Genomic DNA, 19,092 nt, shown 5'->3' with positions numbered 1-19,092 from the left:
TAAAAACCTGTACAAAATTGTGCAGGTTTTTTTTGAGTTATTTGTTAATTATAATGCATTACATAATGCAAATAAGCATCAATATAAAAATTATTATATATTTTTTTCACGATATACTGATTTTTGTTATATTCACTTAACTAATTATTCGCATCATGAAAAAACTAAATTTAACTATTGCAATGTCTTTATTTGCGTTTTCTCTGTCTGCCAATCTGAGCGCGCAGGATACCAATACAGACAATCATACAGTCACAATTTCTATTCCCGAAGTTGCTTTGGTAGATATTGAGCCAGCTGCCACAAAAAACCTTACCCTTGGCTTTACAGCTCCTACAGAAGCAGGAAATCCTATCATCCCGGCAGCATCTAACACTACTTTGTGGCTTAATTATTCATCTATCAAATCTGTTGCAGACCCTACCCGTAATGTAAGTGTAAAAATGAATGCTATCATTCCCGGAGTTGATCTTCATGTAACTGCTGCTGCTGCAACCGGATCCGGAGCAGGTACATTAGGAACATCTGCAGGTCTGTTGACATTAAGTGCAGCTGATCAGACTATTATTTCGGGAATCGGAAGTGCTTATACAGGTAATGGCGCCAATAATGGCCACAACCTTACATATGCACTTGCTGCAGGAAGCGGCCCTGGCGGGGTAGCAGCTTATGCTGATTTACAGGCAACAGCAACTACTGTAGCAACCGTTACCTATACGATATCAGACAATTAGAATTTAATTAAAATTTTATTTTGTTTCCCAAAAACAAGAAGAAGTTGTTATTCAGTTTCTTCCTGTTTTTGTATTACCTAATGATTTAACTCCAAACTTTACATCATGATAAAGCGTATCCTTTTCCTGATTACCCTGATTTTGCAGTTCAGCTTTTTACATGCGGGTATTGTGATTCTCAACGGACTTACGCATTCTTACAAAATTGAAAACGGAAAGGTTTACAAAGGAAAGGTAGCCATTGAAAACACGAGCAATAATCCTCAAAGTGTAAAATTGTTTTTACAGGACTTTGCTTATCATTCTGACGGAACGATCAATTATTCGGCTTTGCATACAAATAAACGGACCAATGGAGAATGGATAAAACTCAATACCAATCTGGTCACTCTCAAAGGCAAGGAGAAGACAGAGGTCTTTTATGAGATTACAGTTCCCAATGAAACTAGAGATCCAGGAAGCTATTGGAGTGTCATTATCGTAGAGCCGGTAGAAGATATCAAGCCCAGCGACAATAAACCGGGAGTAAACATCACTTCTGTTATACGATACGCGATTCAGGTCATTACAGATTTTGAAACAGAAAAGGCCAAACCGGACCTTAAGTTTGAAAGTGTAAAAGTAGAAAAACAGGAAGGAAAGCAAACTGTGAAAATTGCTGTAGCTAATAATGGTAATCTTTACTGCAAGCCTACAGCAGCCATTGAAATTTATAACCGTAAAACAGGTGAAAAAATAGGAACGTATTCCAGTTTAACAATGGGGCTGCTGCCTGATACCTCCAAAACATTTTACATCGACATCAGTAAAATACCGCCAGACAAATACAAAGCCGCCATAATAGCTACGGATGAAGAGGAGAATGCATTTGCACTCAATGTGGAATTAGAAGTAAAAAATGATTAGAACTTGGACTTTATTTATTATCATCTTATTATTCCCGATATTTATTTTTTCTCAACAGCAATCCAACAGATTGTCCAGTAAAAAAGATAGTATATTACCGGGAATGTCAACTTCTATTCCTTTCACATTAGAAAATAATTCAGGTGAAAACAGGACTTATGATATTTCAGTTTCTACTTCAAGTTCATCTATTACACCCATTTTAGCAAAAGGAGAATTTCAGATTGCTCCCCATGAAATATCGGCTTATCTGGTACCTTTGCGTATTGCAACAGAAACAAGCCAGGGCAATTATTCTGTAACCTTGAATATTACTGACCGCAGCAACGGAATATCCTTTACAAAAACATCGAAAGTAACAGTTTCAGGAAACCGGAATATTTCCCTTACCACTCTGAATTCACCTGAGTTTGTAAGAGCAGGAGAAACAATCCGGGCTTCTTTTCTTTTAAAAAATAATGGTAATGTAACAGAGGATATTCATCTTGAAAGTAAAAATGCTATTCTTGACAATGAGCCCTCATTAGTACTAGAGCCCAATGAGTCAAAAGTCATTACGATACACAAAGTAACCAACCCTGAACTCAGTCAAAATGAATTTCAGAACCTTAATCTTTCGGTGTACTCAGGAGATAATCCTAAGGAAGTTCAAAGTCTTTATGTAAGTACTCAGATTATATCTGTAAAACCGTCTGAAAACGATATCTACCACAGGCTTCCTGTTGCCCTTTCATTATCTTTCATCGGAATGCAGAATATGGGAGTTTACAATGATGGCTTTCAGGGAGAAATTTATGGTAAAGGAACTCTGGACAAAGACAACAAAAATCAGATTGAATTTCGAGCGGTTACCCACAATCCTGTAGAACTCAATACTTTCACCCAATATGAAGAATATTTTGTGAATTATAAACGGGATAACTTCTTTATTCATCTGGGTGATAAAACGTATTCTTCATCTTATTTAACGGAATTTGCAAGATATGGACGAGGGGCAGAAATCCGGTATGATTTTAATAAAGTGAGTCTGGGCGGTTTCTATAATCATCCCAGGTTTTTCCGGGATATTAAGGATGAATTTAATATTTATTCCAGCTTCAAAATCCGGAAAGAATCAGAACTTTCAGTCGGGTACCTTTACAAGACTCCAAGAAAGGATGAAATCCGATATGGGGATGTAAGACTGGATTCTGATGCACATCTTCCTTATGCTAAAGGAAAATTCAAAATCTCAAGAAACATTAATATTTCCGGAGAACTGGCCTACAGCAACACAAAAAAAACGGATGGAACAGCTTATATGCTGCAGGCTGATGCTATTTTTGAAAAGCTTAACGGAAGTTTGATGTATGTAAAAGCAAGTCCGGAATTTGCAGGATATTTTACAAATACAAATACCTTTAATGGGAACGTTAATTACAAAATTTCCAGAAAAATCAGTGCTTTTGTCAATTATACACAGGATGTTAAAAATTTCCAGAGAGATACTCTGTTTTTAGCGGCTCCCTACAGACAGTATCTGCAATATGGGTTACAATATAAATACCGTTCAAATGGATCTGTTATCCTTAACAGCGGTTATCAAAAGTATCAGGACCGTCTGGAACCCAGACAGTTTGATTATTATGAACGCTTTTTCAAGGTAAGCATTGATCAGCAGCTCGGAATGTTTCAGGTGAATATTGCAGGGCAGTTTGGCAAAACAGACAATTATCTGACGGGATTTAGCGGTAATTCAAGTTTTTATTCTGCCAACCTTTCATTTCAAAAATTCAGAACCTATTTTAATGTATTCGGAAGCTACGCCATCAGCTCAAGATACCAGCTGCAGAATCAGAAACAACTCTATTATGGAGCAAGAATTTACAGCCGTTTTTCTGATAAGACTAGTTTAAGCATTTTTTATCAGAACAATTATATACCGGAAGAATATTTTAAAGACCGAAATTTGTTTGAACTTCTCTTCCACCAGCAGCTATTTCCAGGAAATGAAATTGATCTTTCCGGCAGATATTCATTACAGAGAGGAGAAATCGGGGATAAAGATTTTATATTCTCCATGCGCTATACATGGCGTCCCAATGTTCCGGTACAGAAAACATCTGAATATATTTCGTTATCCGGAAATATCAGTAATCTTGGGATAAAAAAGACGGAAGGCGTAAGGTTAATGCTGGGAAGCTATCTGTCAGTTACCGATCAGAATGGAAATTATGTATTCAAAAATGTGATTCCTGGAAATTATTTTCTGGAAATCGACCGATCAACAACAGAGATCAATGATATTCCCACATTGGCTTTTCCGGCAGCACTTTCTCTGAGTAATAAGGAAAATATCTTTAATTTCGGATTAACGACTGCAGCTAATGTTCAGGGTCATATTCAGTTTGCAGAAACAGAAGATAAAGATCAGACGGGATTTACTGAACTGCTTGCTAAAAAAAAGAAAAAAGAAAGTATTATTATAGAAGCTACAGGCAAGGACCAAACCTATCGTAAAATCTGTTTTATAGGTGAAGATTTTGATTTTACTTATCTCAGACCTGGAGACTGGACCGTTAAAGTCTATCGCAATGGTCTTGATAAGCGTTATAAAGTCTCGAATGATAAATTCCAGTTTACTCTTAATCCTTCAGAAACAAAAAAATTAAACATTCATATTGTCAAGCAGCAAATAGAAATAAAATATCAGCAGGAATCCCTAAAGGTAGGCTATAACGAAATAAAAAAGAAAAAATGATTTTGATCCGTTCTCTATTATTATTGGTGTCTTTTATCTTGTCGGGGGTATTCTATTCCCAGACTACTGTTACCATGACCTTACCTATTGTTACTTTAATGGATATAGAGCCTACAGGAAGTTTTGCACTCAACTTTACGGCTCCTACTGAAGCAGGAAATGCCATTGGAAGCCCTACCCCAAATACATCAAAACGAATTAACTATACTTCCGCTATTGCTCCCAGTGGAGTTACCAGAAGAATTACAGCATCTGTGAATAAAGTCATCGATGGAGTCAATATAAGATTACAGGCAGCGGCAGCTACCGGAGCAGGAGGAGGAACATTGGGAACTTCTGTTGGGATCGTTACATTGTCCACAACTGCCACTACGATCATCAGTGGAATTGGAGGTGCATATACGGGAAATGGTTCCAGTAACGGCCATGTACTCACGATGTCATTAACAACCAATACGTATGCTAATTTAATTGCACAGGCTAATACTGCTATTGTAGTTACCTACACCATCACAGAATAAAATTGAAAAATGAAAATCAATAGTTGTTTTTTCAGAGAAATCCGTTTAAAAAAATATGTAAGCAGTTTCCTTCTAATATTGGGCTGCTGTCTTGGGGCACAAACTATAAATGTTGGTGGCAGTAATTGGACAGTAAGTGTACCTGCTGTTACAGAAGCCGGAACAGACTATGCCGGAACTTATGAAAGTGCTACCAATTTGATAACGCTTTCCGGAAATTTACCCGGATCATTTTTAAACCTTCTTACCAGTGGGGCTGCCAGAGTGAGTGTACATCATACTCCTACCACCTGGAATAGCAATCTGCATCTTTATGCCAAAAGAAGTGGTGGAAGTACTAGTATCAGTGGACTCTGTGTTCTTTGTACAGCAACAATAAACGGAGGGACAACTTATACAGAAATACCACAAGCTGTGGCTACAGCATTCTTTACAATCAATTTTACCGGAGTTTTAGGATTGGGTAACAGTGTAACGTACACAGGTATCAATGCACAATTGCAGATAAGCGGAGTTTCTGTAGCCATTCCTGCAACTACATATGCTACACAGGTAGTTTTCACAATTGGAGCAAATTAAAAGTACACCAAAGCCAATCCAGTTACCTACCTCATAATTAATTCAACAATTCACCTAAAGAGATATTCAGTGAATTTGTATCAAAAAAAACAATCCTTTTCAAATTCAGAAAAGGATTATTTTTTTATTATTTAAAATTAATTAATGTTTGGCCCACCAAAGAGGAGTCAGTACAGCATCTGCACCCCCAAGTAATTGTACAGCTTTATCATATCCAGGCTGATCAGTATTTCTGAAAGTACTTGGATATCTTAACCTCTGAGGGAAATTCTGAATAGAATTCGTCATATAATTCCCTGAGCTCAGATTAGGAAGGTTTGGCAATGGAGCTTCGATGGCAGGGTTTTCAAAAAACGGCAGCCCAAGTCTTCTCTGATCACTCCAGGATTCCAATGGTAACCAAGGCATATTGGCAATGTATTTCTGGGTAATAATTTTTGTTAATTTATCATTTTTTACCGATCCGTTCTTATAAATGGTATTTACAGGATATTTAATCTCTACAGAAACTAAGTTCCCGCTTACAGGATCTTTATATTTCATTGTGTGACTTACTCCCGGTTCTGTAATATGACTGTAAGAAACAGAAGTACCATCACGGTTATAATCTGTTGAAGCAATATATTGACCATAGAATTGTGAAACTCCATTATAAGCAAAGCTATCCTGAATTCCCTTATTATAAGCAGCTTCATCACTCATTGGAACCGTCCAGCCTTTCAATGCAGCTTCCGCTATAAGGAAATAGGTTTCCCAGCTTGCAAAAAATATTCTTGAATTCTTACTTTCTCTATACTGCTTACCCAAAGCCGGTACACATCCTACTACATTTCTCAAGCCGTTTCTCTGTCCTTTTTCCCCCCAATTTCCAATGGTATAGGCATTCCAGGTATTGACTGTATTTATTGTTATTTTAGAATTATCTTCAAATGTAAGATCTCCATGATTGGTAGTTGCCTGATTGGTATAAGTGGGATACAATGAATAAACCGGGCTTGTAAGATCCCCCGGAATATAGAACGTTTTATACGCTCTCGGATCAATTTTATTGGGTAAGCCATCCAACCAATATCCTGCAGTTGGATCGTTGGTCATTGTAGTGAACTGTTGGTCATATTTTATACCAATATAGTCGGATGCCTTTACCATTGTATGTTGAGCTGCCGGTAATTGATCGGTGGAGTTTACTCCTCCTAGACCAATGTATAAATTATTAAGTGTTGCCGATAAGATCTGGGAGTTCCATTCTCTGGACATCACACCTGTTAGCGCATCCCATCCCGGTTTTTCAGCCACTGTAAAATTATCTGCACTTGTAGCGATAAACATATTTGAATTAGCTGCTGCTTCAAATTCCGTTTTTGCCTTTGAAGGATCTACTTCGGCAATTCTCATGGCAATTCTCATCCTCATAGAGTTGGCATACTTTACCCATTGAGTCCAATTAAACCCATACACCATATCATAAGCATTAGCATTTGATGGTGCTCCCTGGGTTGTGTTCATTTTTGCGGCTGCATCTTTTAATTCTTCTAAAATAAAATAATACACTTCTTTTTCAGAATTGAAAGTAGGATTTGTTCCCTGAAAAGCCTGAATAGGTTGTGGCCCAAAATTATCTGAAAATTCACTCATCAAATAAGCTCTCCAAATTCTGGAAACCTGAATAATGTTGTCATAATAAGGTTTTCCTTGCCCGGCCGCCTTTTTTTCATTGGCCAATTGAATGGCTGCATTCGCATTATTCAGCCAATCTGAAACGTATTTCCAATATTCGGAAGTCCAGGAATCATCATAAGTTCCACCCGCAATTCCTGTTGATAAATGCTGTCTTGCCGCCGTTTTCCAATATAAAACAAAAACACGTTCTGCGATATTAGGATCCTGCTGGGCACCGAGAATTGAATTATTTAAGAAATATTCAGGTTCTGCCTTACTAGCGTCTACGGCAAACGGGTTATTATTGATGTCTTCAAAATCATTACATGAAGTACATAGTAAACCAATCGTAAAAAATGATAAGATATATTTTTTCATTGTTTCAGTTGTTAATTAAAAGCCTAAAGTGATTGTAAATAAATAAGATCTTGAAGTAGGAAAAGCAAGGTTTTCAAATCCTGTAGCATTAGAATTAATTGCGAATACAGATTCCGGATCAATTCCTTTGGCTTTACTGTAGATCATCCATACATTATTTGCGGTAAAAGCAACTTTAGCACTCTGCAAAGCTAATTTTTGGAAAATACTTTTAGGAAAATTATACGTCAGCTGAATATTTCTTAACCGAATATTGGTAGCATCATAAATATTCTGCTCTGTAATTCCTAAATTTCCAGATGTTACAGCTCCCCAATAATCCTGTTGAGTAATTTCTTTGGTATTTGGTGTATAACCGCTATTTCCCTGCACTACCGCATCCAATACCATATTATCTCGTTTTCCTCCAGGTGCAGTGTCTGCAGCAAGCCCATCAGCTTGTAACGCGGCTTGTGTAGCAGAGAAAAATTTTCCCCCGACTCTTCCGTCAATTAAAAATGAAAGTCCAATATTTTTATATACAAAGCTGTTTGTAAAACCAAACAAAGCTCTCGGAGTTTGATCTCCAAGGTAATATTGATCAGGAGTAGCCTGTGGTAATCCGTTTTGATCCACAATCAGTTTTCCGTAATAAGGGCTGCCGGTATCTTCTACTCTTAAGAATTTTGTTCCATAAATTGCTCCGTAAGGTTTTCCTACTTCTGCAAAGAAGGCAACGTTGTCAAAACCTGATAAAGGGTATTTTGAAACAATCCCATCAATTTTATCGATGTTACTTTTTAACGTTGAAAAATTGGCATTAACATTCCATGCGAAACTTTCCTTCTTAAAGATATCCGTATTCAATACGAATTCAAACCCTTTGTTATGCAGCCCTCCTGAGTTAATCATCATTCTTTCATATCCGGAAAGTGGATTTATCGGAATAGCTATAAGCTGATCGGTGGCATTATTATTAAAATAACTTACATCCAGAGATACTCTGTCAAAAAACTTCATATCTGCACCGACTTCAAAAGTTTTAAGCTTCTCCGCATGCAAATTTGAATTAAAAAGTATTTTATTTCTTGTAAGTACAATATGTCCGTTTGGATCAGTGGAAGCGCTATATGTATTGTACAGGCTTTGAGGAGGTAAAGAGTTTCCTACAACTGCATAAGCCGCGCGAAGCTTAGCAAATGTTAAGACATTTGAACTTGTGCCATTTAATTTCTTCAGCATGTCTGTCAAAACCAAAGAAGTACTCACAGAAGAATAGAAGTAAGATCTGTTATCAATATTCAAAGTAGAAGACCAGTCATTTCTTGCCGTAGCATTCAGAAACCAATATCCGTCATAATTAATTTCAGCAGCAGCAAATACTGAATTAATTTTTTTCCACATATCAACTTCTGTCGTTGTAATAGACGCGAGATCACTTGTATTAGACGTACTGAAAACGTTGGCAAGAATAAGATTTTGTGTAGAAAAATATAGTGCTTTATCCCTGCTTTCCATCATCTGTCCATAAACAGAAAGTGATCCTCCCCATTTACCCACAATATTATCTTTTTTAGCATTAAGACTTACGATGTAATTATTTTCATAAAACTTCTCCTGACCAGTTGAGTAGGAATTATTTCGGGTAGAGCCCGTCCAAACCCTGGCATCAGTATTTAAAGAATAGAAATCTGTACCTAACCTTACATCTGCGCTCAGCCAATTATTAAATTGATATTTGAGATAGCCGTTTAATAAGAACCTATCTTTTTTATCGGCATTCAATGCATTATAGGCTGTCCAATAAGGATTAATTCCATTTGAGGTTATCCAGCGCGATGTCACTCCATTTTGCATCTGCCCGTCACGATAATCTCTTACATCAATATTTTGAGGCATTAGAAGGATTTTTGGATAGTAATTTCCATCGCCTTGTCCTGCAGAAGGTCTGTTTGTTCCTTTAACGCTCATATATTGGGCTTTCACCTCAGACGTCCATCTTTTATTAGCTCCAAAATTAGAATTCATTTTTGCCATAAAATTGAACCTCTCATATTTTGAATTCGGAATCTGGCTATTACTGTTTAAATAATTAGCAGAAGTGTACAGGCTTGATCCTTCGCCTAAGTTCTCCTGAAAGCTCAATGTATGCTGAGCATTAGTTCCTGTCTTAAAAAAGTTTTTTAGGTTATCATGAACCGTCATATTTGATCCTTCAAAAGCGGGCCCCCATGAAGTTGTATTATCAACTCCCTGTGGGTTGGGTAAACCATTACTGCCTTGTGCGAAACTGTGCTGCAAATCAGGTTTCATAAAAATATTTTCAAACCCTAAGCTTGTAGAATATGTAATTCCTAATCCTCCTTTTCTTTTACCAGTTTTTGTAGTAATCAAAATAACTCCGTTTCCACCTCTGGAACCATAAAGAGCAGAAGCAGCACCACCTTTTAAAACAGAAAGACTTTCGATGTCATCAGGATTAATATCACTTAAACCATTACCCATATCAAGATCCGGGTTCCAGAAATCATTATTAAAGTCTTTTCCATTCTGCTTAACCTTTGATCCTAAGCTATTACTTAACGGAACTCCATCCACCACAATAAGAGGCTGATTATCTCCTGTAAAAGAATTAAACCCTCGCAGATTAATTTTGGAAGAAGAACCAGGTCCAAAACCTCCTTTAATGACTTGTAATCCGGCAACCTTTCCTACTAATGCATTGGTCATGTTGTTTTCCTTAGCATCAACAAGGGCCTGGCCTTTTACATCCTGGAAAGAATATCCAAGAGCTTTTTTTTCTTTTTTTACACCATAAGCTGTAACAACTACTTCATCAATCTTTGACGTTTTAGTTGAATCGCTTTGTGCATACAATCCACCGAAAAAGAATAAGGATTGGAGCAGTCCAACCTTAAAAATGGTTTTTTTCATAAAAATTAGATTTGGTATATACTTAATAATATCACAAGATATTTCAACAAATAAACGTAATTCTTATTAAATTAATATACAATCATTAATTATTTATGCTAAATACATTAATAAAAGCAACAGAATCTTTCTAATATTTTTTTTATCATAACATATCAAATCATTAATATTAGTTTAAAGCTTTTGATACTTAAATGATTAAGTGAAATTTAAAGTTAGATGAGCTATAGTATAAATCTAGTACTTTGTGGGAATTGAGTTGAATAAAATGGATTTGTTTAGTCTCCTATGGAGTGATAGTGGGATATGTTATAAATGATCATTAATAAGTGATCACGTTAAATTGTGAATTGTCAGATCCAGATTAGGAAGAGTCAATTTTACATAGTAAGATCTAATATCCCAACTATGTCATTCCGTAGGAATCCAGCCACATTTATTAGGGTCTAAAGGATTCAAAGGAATATCGCTACAGTTTTTTTTAATACTTAAGTGATTTGGTAATCTTAGATATGGTTGATGATAGAACTTTAAAATTGGTTGTTTAGACTCCTGCGGAGTGACAAACCGGGGGTGATAAACGGTAATGGAGACAACAAATAAGAAGTCAGCAGGAAGATCAGGAAGAGAAAAGCAATAATGGGTAATGAATAATCAGTAATGAGTAATGGATGATGAATGGATAAATAATAACATCTGCCATGACATAGTGATGAGTGATGACTATTGTTTATTACTTATTGCTCATTACTTATGTTTGGAGTTGTAGTTGCTTATTTGGCTGGATTAGGTATTAGGTATACAACAAAAAAATCCTTTATCATCAGATAAAGGATTTTTTAAAAATAAAATAAAAACTGGCGGCGGCCTACTCTCCCGCTTTCGCAGTACCATCGGCGCTGGTGGGCTTAACTTCTGTGTTCGGAATGGGAACAGGTGAGCCCCACCGCTAAAACCACCCTAAAGAAGGTATATAAGGTTGCAGGATGTTGGTTATAGGTGACAGGCATTCCTGCTCCCTGATAGCTACCATCTGCTACCTGTTTTAAGCGATAAAAACTTTCACAAAGACAAAACCTTCAATGCACATAAAGCACTTGGTTTATATTAGTAACCATAGACTATAAATCTACGGGTAATTAGTACTACTCGGCTATGACATTACTGTCTTTACACCTGTAGCCTATCAACGTCGTCATCTCCAACGACCCTTAAAAGATGTCTCATCTTGAGGCGAGTTTCGCACTTATATGCTTTCAGTGCTTATCTCTTCCAAACGTAGCTACTCAGCGGTGCACCTGGCGGTACAACTGATACACCAGAGGTTTGTTCAATTCGGTCCTCTCGTACTAGAATCAAGCCCTCTCAAACATCTAACGCCCGCAATAGATAGAGACCGAACTGTCTCACGACGTTCTGAACCCAGCTCGCGTGCCACTTTAATGGGCGAACAGCCCAACCCTTGGGACCTTCTCCAGCCCCAGGATGTGACGAGCCGACATCGAGGTGCCGAACCTCCCCGTCGATGTGAGCTCTTGGGGGAGACTAGCCTGTTATCCCCGGAGTACCTTTTATCCTATGAGCGATGGCCCTTCCATACGGAACCACCGGATCACTATGTCCTGCTTTCGCACCTGATCGACTTGTAGGTCTCACAGTCAAGCACCCTTATGCCATTACACTCTACGCACGGTTACCAAGCGTGCTGAGGGTACCTTTGAAAGCCTCCGTTACTCTTTTGGAGGCGACCACCCCAGTCAAACTACCCACCACGCAATGTCCTTCTAAAAGAAGTTAGGCTCCAAGTAAGTAAAGGGTGGTATTTCAACGTTGGCTCCACCTACACTAGCGTGCAAGCTTCAAAGCCTCCCACCTATCCTACACATTACTTACTCAAAGTCAATACGAAGTTATAGTAAAGGTTCACAGGGTCTTTTCGTCCCATTGCGGGTAATCGGCATCTTCACCGATACTACAATTTCACCGAGCTCGTGGCTGAGACAGTGCCCAGATCGTTACACCATTCGTGCAGGTCGGAACTTACCCGACAAGGAATTTCGCTACCTTAGGACCGTTATAGTTACGGCCGCCGTTTACTGGGGCTTCAGTTAATGCCTTCGGTTTAACCCTAAGCACCTTCCTTAACCTTCCAGCACCGGGCAGGTGTCAGACCCTATACAGCATCTTTCGATTTAGCAGAGTCCTGTGTTTTTGATAAACAGTCGCCTGGGCCTCTTCACTGCGGCCACCATTGCTGATGGCGTCTCTTCTTCCGAAGTTACGAGACTATTTTGCCTAGTTCCTTAGCCACGACTCACTCGAGCACCTTAGGATTCTCTCCTCGACCACCTGTGTCGGTTTTGGTACGGGTTGCTTCACTTCGGCTTTTCTTGGATCAGATTACACTACAGCAGCTTCGCCCGAAGGCTAGGCCTTGACTATTCCGTCAGTCTTTAGCAGCTACATCCAACCGTCCCCTTTTTAGTGTGAGCAAGTATGGGAATATTAACCCATTGTCCATCCACTACCCCTTTCGGGTTCGCGTTAGGTCCCGACTAACCCTCAGCTGATTAGCATGGCTGAGGAAGCCTTGGTCTTTCGGTGAGCAGGTTTCTCGCCTGCTTTATCGTTTACTTATGCCTACATTTTCTTTTCTATCCGCTCCACAATACCTCACGATACTGCTTCGGCGCAAATAGAATGCTCTCCTACCAGATATATCTAAAATATAAATCCATAGCTTCGGTAATATGTTTATGCCCGATTATTATCCATGCCGGACCGCTCGACTAGTGAGCTGTTACGCACTCTTTAAATGAATGGCTGCTTCCAAGCCAACATCCTAGCTGTCAATGCAGTCCAACCGCGTTGTTTCAACTTAACATATATTTTGGGACCTTAGCTGTTGGTCTGGGTTCTTTCCCTCTCGGACATGGACCTTAGCACCCATGCCCTCACTGCCGTAGAACATTTATTAGCATTCGGAGTTTGTCAGGAATTGGTAGGCGATGAAACCCCCGCATCCAATCAGTAGCTCTACCTCTAATAAACTTATATACGACGCTGCACCTAAATGCATTTCGGAGAGTACGAGCTATCTCCCAGTTTGATTGGCCTTTCACCCCTACCCACAGGTCATCCGAAGACTTTTCAACGTCAACCGGTTCGGTCCTCCACTCTGTGTTACCAGAGCTTCAACCTGCCCATGGGTAGATCACAAGGTTTCGCGTCTAATCCTACTAACTATCCGCCCTATTCAGACTCGCTTTCGCTCCGGCTCCGGTACTTAATACCTTAACCTCGCTAGTAAAATTAACTCGTAGGCTCATTATGCAAAAGGCACGCCGTCACAGCTTAATGCTGCTCCGACCGCTTGTAGGCGTACGGTTTCAGGTTCTATTTCACCCTTCTATTCGAAGTGCTTTTCACCTTTCCTTCACAGTACTTGTTCACTATCGGTCTTTCAGGAGTATTTAGCCTTGGAGGATGGTCCCCCCATATTCAGACAGGATTTCACGTGTCCCGCCCTACTCATTTATCATCAATATATGCCTTTCATATACGGGGCTATCACCCTCTACGGCTGTTCTTTCCAGAACATTCTATTAAACATATAACGACTTTTGGGCTAATCCGCTTTCGCTCGCCACTACTTACGGAATCTCTTCGATTTCTTTTCCTCCGGGTACTTAGATGTTTCAGTTCTCCGGGTTTGCTTCCCCTAAGGGATGACTGGTCTTCAACCAGACGGGTTGCCCCATTCGGACATCTGCGGATCAATTCGTGTGTGCCAATCCCCGCAGCTTTTCGCAGCTTACCACGTCCTTCTTCGCCTCTGAAAGCCTAGGCATCCGCCATACGCCCTTAACGATTTCTTTCCTATTGGTTACTCAAGCGCTTTATGCGCTCGGTTTTCTCTTTGTGATGTCTTTACCGTTAATGTCAATGATCTTAATATCTTCTTGTCCAATTGATGAACAGATGTTGTTTTTGGCTCCATCCGTAACTTTTAAATCAATCTTCCAAAACTGTGGAGAATAAGGGAGTCGAACCCTTGACCTCCTGCGTGCAAGGCAGGCGCTCTAGCCAGCTGAGCTAATTCCCCCTCTAGTAGTTGATAGTTGTCTGTTGCTAGTTCATACCATTTATATGCTATTCCCTAATATCTGCAACCTACATCCTAACTCCTTTAATTAGTAGTCTCGGGCAGGCTCGAACTGCCGACCTCTACATTATCAGTGTAGCGCTCTAACCAGCTGAGCTACGAGACTTTGTATGAGTAATGGGTGATGAGTAATAAGTTATTCCTTTTCCTCTTCTTCATTTCTCAATCTCTTTCCCTATACTAATTTCTAGTGGGTTTTGTATTTTTTTTATATAACCAACCAAACAAAAAACTAAAGCTTGAACTTTAAGCAAGTGCTTTGTACTTGCGTACTAATTTTGTTTATCGTCTAATGACGCTCTAAAATGAGATGTTCCAGCCGCACCTTCCGGTACGGCTACCTTGTTACGACTTAGCCCTAGTTACCTGTTTTACCCTAGGCAGCTCCTGTTACGGTCACCGACTTCAGGTACCCCAGACTTCCATGGCTTGACGGGCGGTGTGTACAAGGCCCGGGAACGTATTCACCGCGCCATGGCTGATGCGCGATTACTAGCGATTCCAGCTTCATAGAGTCGAGTTGCAGACTCCAATCCGAACTGAGACCGGCTTTCGAGATTTGCATCACTTCGCAGTGTAGCTGCCCTCTGTACCGGCCATTGTATTACGTGTGTGGCCCAAGGCGTAAGGGCCGTGATGATTTGACGTCATCCCCACCTTCCTCTCTACTTGCGTAGGCAGTCTCACTAGAGTCCCCAACTTAATGATGGCAACTAGTGACAGGGGTTGCGCTCGTTGCAGGACTTAACCTAACACCTCACGGCACGAGCTGACGACAACCATGCAGCACCTTGAAAAATGTCCGAAGAAAAGTCTATTTCTAAACCTGTCATTTCCCATTTAAGCCTTGGTAAGGTTCCTCGCGTATCATCGAATTAAACCACATAATCCACCGCTTGTGCGGGCCCCCGTCAATTCCTTTGAGTTTCATTCTTGCGAACGTACTCCCCAGGTGGCTAACTTATCACTTTCGCTTAGTCTCTGAATCCGAAAATCCAAAAACGAGTTAGCATCGTTTACGGCGTGGACTACCAGGGTATCTAATCCTGTTCGCTCCCCACGCTTTCGTCCATCAGCGTCAGTTGTTGCTTAGTAACCTGCCTTCGCAATTGGTGTTCTAAGTAATATCTATGCATTTCACCGCTACACTACTTATTCCAGCTACTTCAACAACACTCAAGACCTGCAGTATCAATGGCAGTTTCACAGTTAAGCTGTGAGATTTCACCACTGACTTACAGATCCGCCTACGGACCCTTTAAACCCAATAAATCCGGATAACGCTTGCACCCTCCGTATTACCGCGGCTGCTGGCACGGAGTTAGCCGGTGCTTATTCGTATAGTACCTTCAGCTACTCTCACGAGAGTAGGTTTATCCCTATACAAAAGAAGTTTACAACCCATAGGGCCGTCGTCCTTCACGCGGGATGGCTGGATCAGGCTCTCACCCATTGTCCAATATTCCTCACTGCTGCCTCCCGTAGGAGTCTGGTCCGTGTCTCAGTACCAGTGTGGGGGATCACCCTCTCAGGCCCCCTAAAGATCGTAGACTTGGTGAGCCGTTACCTCACCAACTATCTAATCTTGCGCGTGCCCATCTCTATCCACCGGAGTTTTCAATATCAAGTGATGCCACTTAATATATTATGGGGTATTAATCTCCCTTTCGAAAGGCTATCCCCCAGATAAAGGCAGGTTGCACACGTGTTCCGCACCCGTACGCCGCTCTCTCATTTCCGAAGAAACAATACCGCTCGGCTTGCATGTGTTAGGCCTCCCGCTAGCGTTCATCCTGAGCCAGGATCAAACTCTCCATTGTATGTTTGTCTGACTCACTCAAAGTTTCTTAACGCTTTAGTTTTTCCTTACTTGGTTGTTATATTGTATGTCAATGATCTTTATATCTTCCGCTTTTTAACGAAGCAATCTCTCTGTCAGTGTCGCTCCGTATTTGCGAGTGCAAAAGTAAAACTTTATTTTTAATTGACCAAATGTTTCTGAAGAAAATTTTAAAGTTTTTTAAGTAACCTTAATCTCTTCATTAACCTCAATCCATCAACTCCTGCGCTCCCTTTATTTGGGACTGCAAAGATACAAACTCTTTTTAATCTCACAACTTTTTTTGTCAAAAGTTTTTAAGTTTTTTTTGCTTGTTTCTTTTTGAAGTTTCTAATGTTCCTGCCTATCTAAAGGCTCTTCTGCGCTACTGTTATACTCTCGTTTTTCAGTGGGGCAAAGATAACAACTTATTGCAACGCAAAACAACTTTATTTAACTTAAATTTTACATTTTATTCATATTTAATCCTAATCACCTGGAATGCAGTGAGAAAAATTTTAAACATTTGTTTGGATTATTAATTCATCTTAGCCCAAACCCAGTAATAATCCTGTTATAATCTATTTCTTAAGGATTGCTTTCTTTATAGATAACGCTCAAAAATTCGGCATAGGACTTTTCCAGACCAATAATATCACCGGATTTAAGATTCAACCCTCCAACTCCTGAGTTGTCTGGCTTTACTTTTAAAGATGAAACCTGAAAGTATAAGTTATCATCATTCGCTTTTGGCTGAACTTTGACAGTAGATCCCAAAAGTTTCTTGGTTGAAATTGTATAAATTTCTCCTGGAACAACTTTTAATTTTAAAAATGATCTGGGAGAGATCATATAGTCTTTACGATTGATGCTTATTTTCTGATCTTTCTCAGAGGATGCAAATATATACATCTCGCCATGCTGGGCTGGCAGCTTTTCTTTTGGTGTATAATATAACGCAATCTTATAATTGGCTGCATTGAACGACTGAGCAGTTCCATCCACGTTTTCAAAAGGCCTTAATTCAAAAGTATTGGCACCTATCTCTTTTGCTTTTTTATAGACCAAGGAAAATATAAGTGCATCATCTTTTGAAAAGCCCTGAACTTCTACTTCTCCTAAATAAACGGCATCAGCAGCGGCAACTTCTTTTTTATAAAAGAATTTATCCGGGTTATCATTTGTTTTTTCAACTTTAGTGAGATAAACATTCTGTGCATTCCACAGCTGGATACACAATACGGAAAAGATGATTGCAATATTCTTCATATATATTATTGTTGTGAAAGTGTATCAACACATTCTTCAAGACTATTTTCCCAATGTTTGGGTTCTATTTTGTAAGTCTCTTCTATTTTATCCAGAGACATTGTACTTCTTACGGGTCTTTTGGCAGGCGTTGGGTACTGTTCAGTTGTTAATGGATTCAATTTAACTGAAGATTTTGAAAATTCAGCAATTTTTTTTGCAAATTCAAACCATGTTGTCTCCGGGTAGTTTGAAAAGTGGAAGACTCCATAGGTTTTATGGTGAGCTTCGATGATCTCCATTATAGCTTCTGCCAGATCATTTGCATTGGTTGGCTGCCCAAACTGATCCGCAACAATTCCCAATTCTTTTTTCTGAGAGAAAAGGTTCAGCATCGTTTTCACAAAGTTCTTATTGAACTCTGAATACAGCCACGAGGTTCTCAGTATAATTGTTTTAGGATTAATTTCCAGTGCAAGTTCTTCTCCTTTCCTTTTTGATTCTCCATATACTCCTATCGGATTTGTAAAATCGTCTTCAGAATATGGAAGATTTGTGGTTCCATCAAAAACATAGTCTGTAGAAACATGAATCAGGGTAGTTTTATAATCTACACACGCCTGGGCAAGATGAGCTACTCCATCTGCATTTACTGCAAAAGCTTTTTCTTTTTCGGTTTCAGCCAAATCTACCGCTGTGTATGCTGAAGCATTAATGCAGTAATCAGGTTTGTTATCATAAAAGAAGTCATTCACCTGGTCTTCATTAGTAACATCAAGGGTGGATGAGTCTGTAAATAAGAATTCATATTGATGTTCAAAATCTGGCGCTATTTTTCTAATGCAGTTACCCAATTGTCCGTTGCTTCCTATTACTGCTATTTTTTTCATTTATATATTATTAATTTTTAAATTGGAATCTTCAATAAGAGTTACTGATTAAGAATTTTTTGCATTTTGGCTTCTTAAAAACTTCACTCTGGACTGGAAGTCTTTCTGAATCAAATCTACATAAAACTTGTCGAAAATTTCTTTGACGTCTTCGGGATGAACTTCAGATTTTCTTGTTTTAACATTGAAATAAATAACAGTTACCCACAGTACAGCATGAATTGTCTTTTCATCTAAGCTTTTCATCAGGATTTCTACTTTTGCAGTTCTATCCTGCACATCGATGGTTTTGCTGCTGATTACAACCTGAGTGTTATATCTTACTTCTTTTAAATAGGCTATTTCATTTTGAATGGCAATCCAGGTACAGCCGGTTTTCTTGGTATATTCTTCATAAGTAAATCCGTAGAATGTTTCTACATGATCTTCTCTGGCATTGAACATATAATCAAGATATTTTACATTATTCAAATGTCCGATCGGATCGCAGTCACTAAACCTAACTTTTACCGTAGTTGATACTTCTTTTTCCATTCCGCA

The 19,092-nt window shown here is 39.1% G+C and carries 10 protein-coding genes, 2 tRNA genes and 3 rRNA genes; 5 read left to right on the top strand and 10 right to left on the bottom strand.

Annotation, left to right across the window (positions count from 1 at the left end; genetic code table 11):
- Positions 1–155: 155 nt before the first annotated feature.
- The 5 genes from SFA27_RS01890 (at position 156) to SFA27_RS01870 (ending at position 5,480) form a co-directional block, all read left to right on the top strand.
- Entirely contained in the window at positions 156–734 is a 579-nt protein-coding gene (locus SFA27_RS01890) for a hypothetical protein (protein WP_047373612.1), read from the top strand.
- A gap of 105 nt (positions 735–839) precedes the next feature.
- The gene (locus SFA27_RS01885) at positions 840–1,640 is read left to right on the top strand and encodes a WxL protein host-binding domain-containing protein (protein ID WP_407295792.1); all 801 of its coding nucleotides are present in this window, start codon (positions 840–842) and stop codon (positions 1,638–1,640) included.
- Positions 1,633–4,380 carry a hypothetical protein gene (locus tag SFA27_RS01880; protein WP_407295790.1) on the top strand — a complete coding sequence of 916 codons (2,748 nt, stop codon included), beginning with the start codon at positions 1,633–1,635 and terminating at the stop codon, positions 4,378–4,380. Before SFA27_RS01885 ends, SFA27_RS01880 begins: the two co-directional genes overlap by 8 nt.
- Positions 4,377–4,901, top strand: a complete 525-nt coding sequence (locus tag SFA27_RS01875) for a hypothetical protein (RefSeq protein ID WP_264519437.1) — start codon at positions 4,377–4,379, stop codon at positions 4,899–4,901. Before SFA27_RS01880 ends, SFA27_RS01875 begins: the two co-directional genes overlap by 4 nt.
- 9 nt (positions 4,902–4,910) lie before the next feature.
- Positions 4,911–5,480: a hypothetical protein gene (locus SFA27_RS01870; RefSeq protein ID WP_047373616.1), complete on the top strand. Its 570-nt coding sequence runs from the start codon at positions 4,911–4,913 to the stop codon at positions 5,478–5,480.
- Between the two features lie 141 nt (positions 5,481–5,621).
- Here the strand turns inward: SFA27_RS01870 and SFA27_RS01865 are convergent, their stop codons facing one another.
- The 10 genes from SFA27_RS01865 to SFA27_RS01820 all read right to left on the bottom strand — a co-directional run bounded on the left by SFA27_RS01865 (position 5,622) and on the right by SFA27_RS01820 (position 19,086).
- On the bottom strand, positions 5,622–7,517 hold the full coding sequence (locus SFA27_RS01865; RefSeq protein ID WP_047373617.1) for a SusD/RagB family nutrient-binding outer membrane lipoprotein: 1,896 nt from the start codon (positions 7,515–7,517) through the stop codon (positions 5,622–5,624).
- Positions 7,518–7,532: 15 nt separating this feature from the next.
- A complete protein-coding gene (locus SFA27_RS01860; protein WP_407295788.1) occupies positions 7,533–10,430 on the bottom strand; it encodes a SusC/RagA family TonB-linked outer membrane protein in 2,898 nt (965 codons plus the stop codon).
- A gap of 855 nt (positions 10,431–11,285) precedes the next feature.
- Positions 11,286–11,393: ribosomal RNA gene (gene rrf, locus SFA27_RS01855) — 5S ribosomal RNA — on the bottom strand.
- Positions 11,394–11,549: 156 nt separating this feature from the next.
- A 23S ribosomal RNA gene (locus tag SFA27_RS01850) occupies positions 11,550–14,308 on the bottom strand.
- 153 nt (positions 14,309–14,461) lie between these two features.
- A tRNA-Ala gene (locus SFA27_RS01845) sits at positions 14,462–14,535 on the bottom strand.
- 92 nt (positions 14,536–14,627) lie between these two features.
- A tRNA-Ile gene (locus SFA27_RS01840) sits at positions 14,628–14,701 on the bottom strand.
- Between the two features lie 197 nt (positions 14,702–14,898).
- Positions 14,899–16,415, bottom strand: a 16S ribosomal RNA gene (locus SFA27_RS01835).
- Together the 16S, 23S and 5S rRNA genes with 2 tRNA genes alongside form the textbook arrangement of a ribosomal RNA operon.
- A gap of 587 nt (positions 16,416–17,002) precedes the next feature.
- Positions 17,003–17,683 (bottom strand): hypothetical protein, encoded by a 681-nt coding sequence (locus SFA27_RS01830; protein ID WP_264519206.1) that lies wholly within the window; start codon positions 17,681–17,683, stop codon positions 17,003–17,005.
- A gap of 5 nt (positions 17,684–17,688) precedes the next feature.
- Complete coding sequence (gene rfbD / locus SFA27_RS01825; protein ID WP_047377421.1) at positions 17,689–18,552, bottom strand: dTDP-4-dehydrorhamnose reductase; 864 nt, start codon at positions 18,550–18,552, stop codon at positions 17,689–17,691.
- A 48-nt stretch (positions 18,553–18,600) separates the two neighbouring features.
- Positions 18,601–19,086, bottom strand: a complete 486-nt coding sequence (locus SFA27_RS01820; RefSeq protein ID WP_047377420.1) for a thioesterase family protein — start codon at positions 19,084–19,086, stop codon at positions 18,601–18,603.
- Positions 19,087–19,092 lie beyond the last annotated feature (6 nt).

Source organism: Chryseobacterium sp. HR92 (genome assembly GCF_045689405.1).
Lineage (GTDB): Bacteria > Bacteroidota > Bacteroidia > Flavobacteriales > Weeksellaceae > Chryseobacterium > Chryseobacterium viscerum_A.
This window is presented reverse-complemented; position numbering and strand designations above follow the sequence as displayed.

Excerpts from the sequence above, each read along its gene's own strand:
- SFA27_RS01890 (WP_047373612.1), top strand. The coding sequence starts at position 156 with ATGAAAAAACTAAATTTAACTATTGCAATGTCTTTATTTGCGTTTTCT.
- SFA27_RS01885 (WP_407295792.1), top strand. The coding sequence starts at position 840 with ATGATAAAGCGTATCCTTTTCCTGATTACCCTGATTTTGCAGTTCAGC.
- SFA27_RS01880 (WP_407295790.1), top strand. The coding sequence starts at position 1,633 with ATGATTAGAACTTGGACTTTATTTATTATCATCTTATTATTCCCGATA.
- SFA27_RS01875 (WP_264519437.1), top strand. The coding sequence starts at position 4,377 with ATGATTTTGATCCGTTCTCTATTATTATTGGTGTCTTTTATCTTGTCG.
- SFA27_RS01870 (WP_047373616.1), top strand. The coding sequence starts at position 4,911 with ATGAAAATCAATAGTTGTTTTTTCAGAGAAATCCGTTTAAAAAAATAT.
- SFA27_RS01865 (WP_047373617.1), bottom strand. The coding sequence starts at position 7,517 with ATGAAAAAATATATCTTATCATTTTTTACGATTGGTTTACTATGTACT.
- SFA27_RS01860 (WP_407295788.1), bottom strand. The coding sequence starts at position 10,430 with ATGAAAAAAACCATTTTTAAGGTTGGACTGCTCCAATCCTTATTCTTT.
- SFA27_RS01830 (WP_264519206.1), bottom strand. The coding sequence starts at position 17,683 with ATGAAGAATATTGCAATCATCTTTTCCGTATTGTGTATCCAGCTGTGG.
- rfbD (WP_047377421.1), bottom strand. The coding sequence starts at position 18,552 with ATGAAAAAAATAGCAGTAATAGGAAGCAACGGACAATTGGGTAACTGC.
- SFA27_RS01820 (WP_047377420.1), bottom strand. The coding sequence starts at position 19,086 with ATGGAAAAAGAAGTATCAACTACGGTAAAAGTTAGGTTTAGTGACTGC.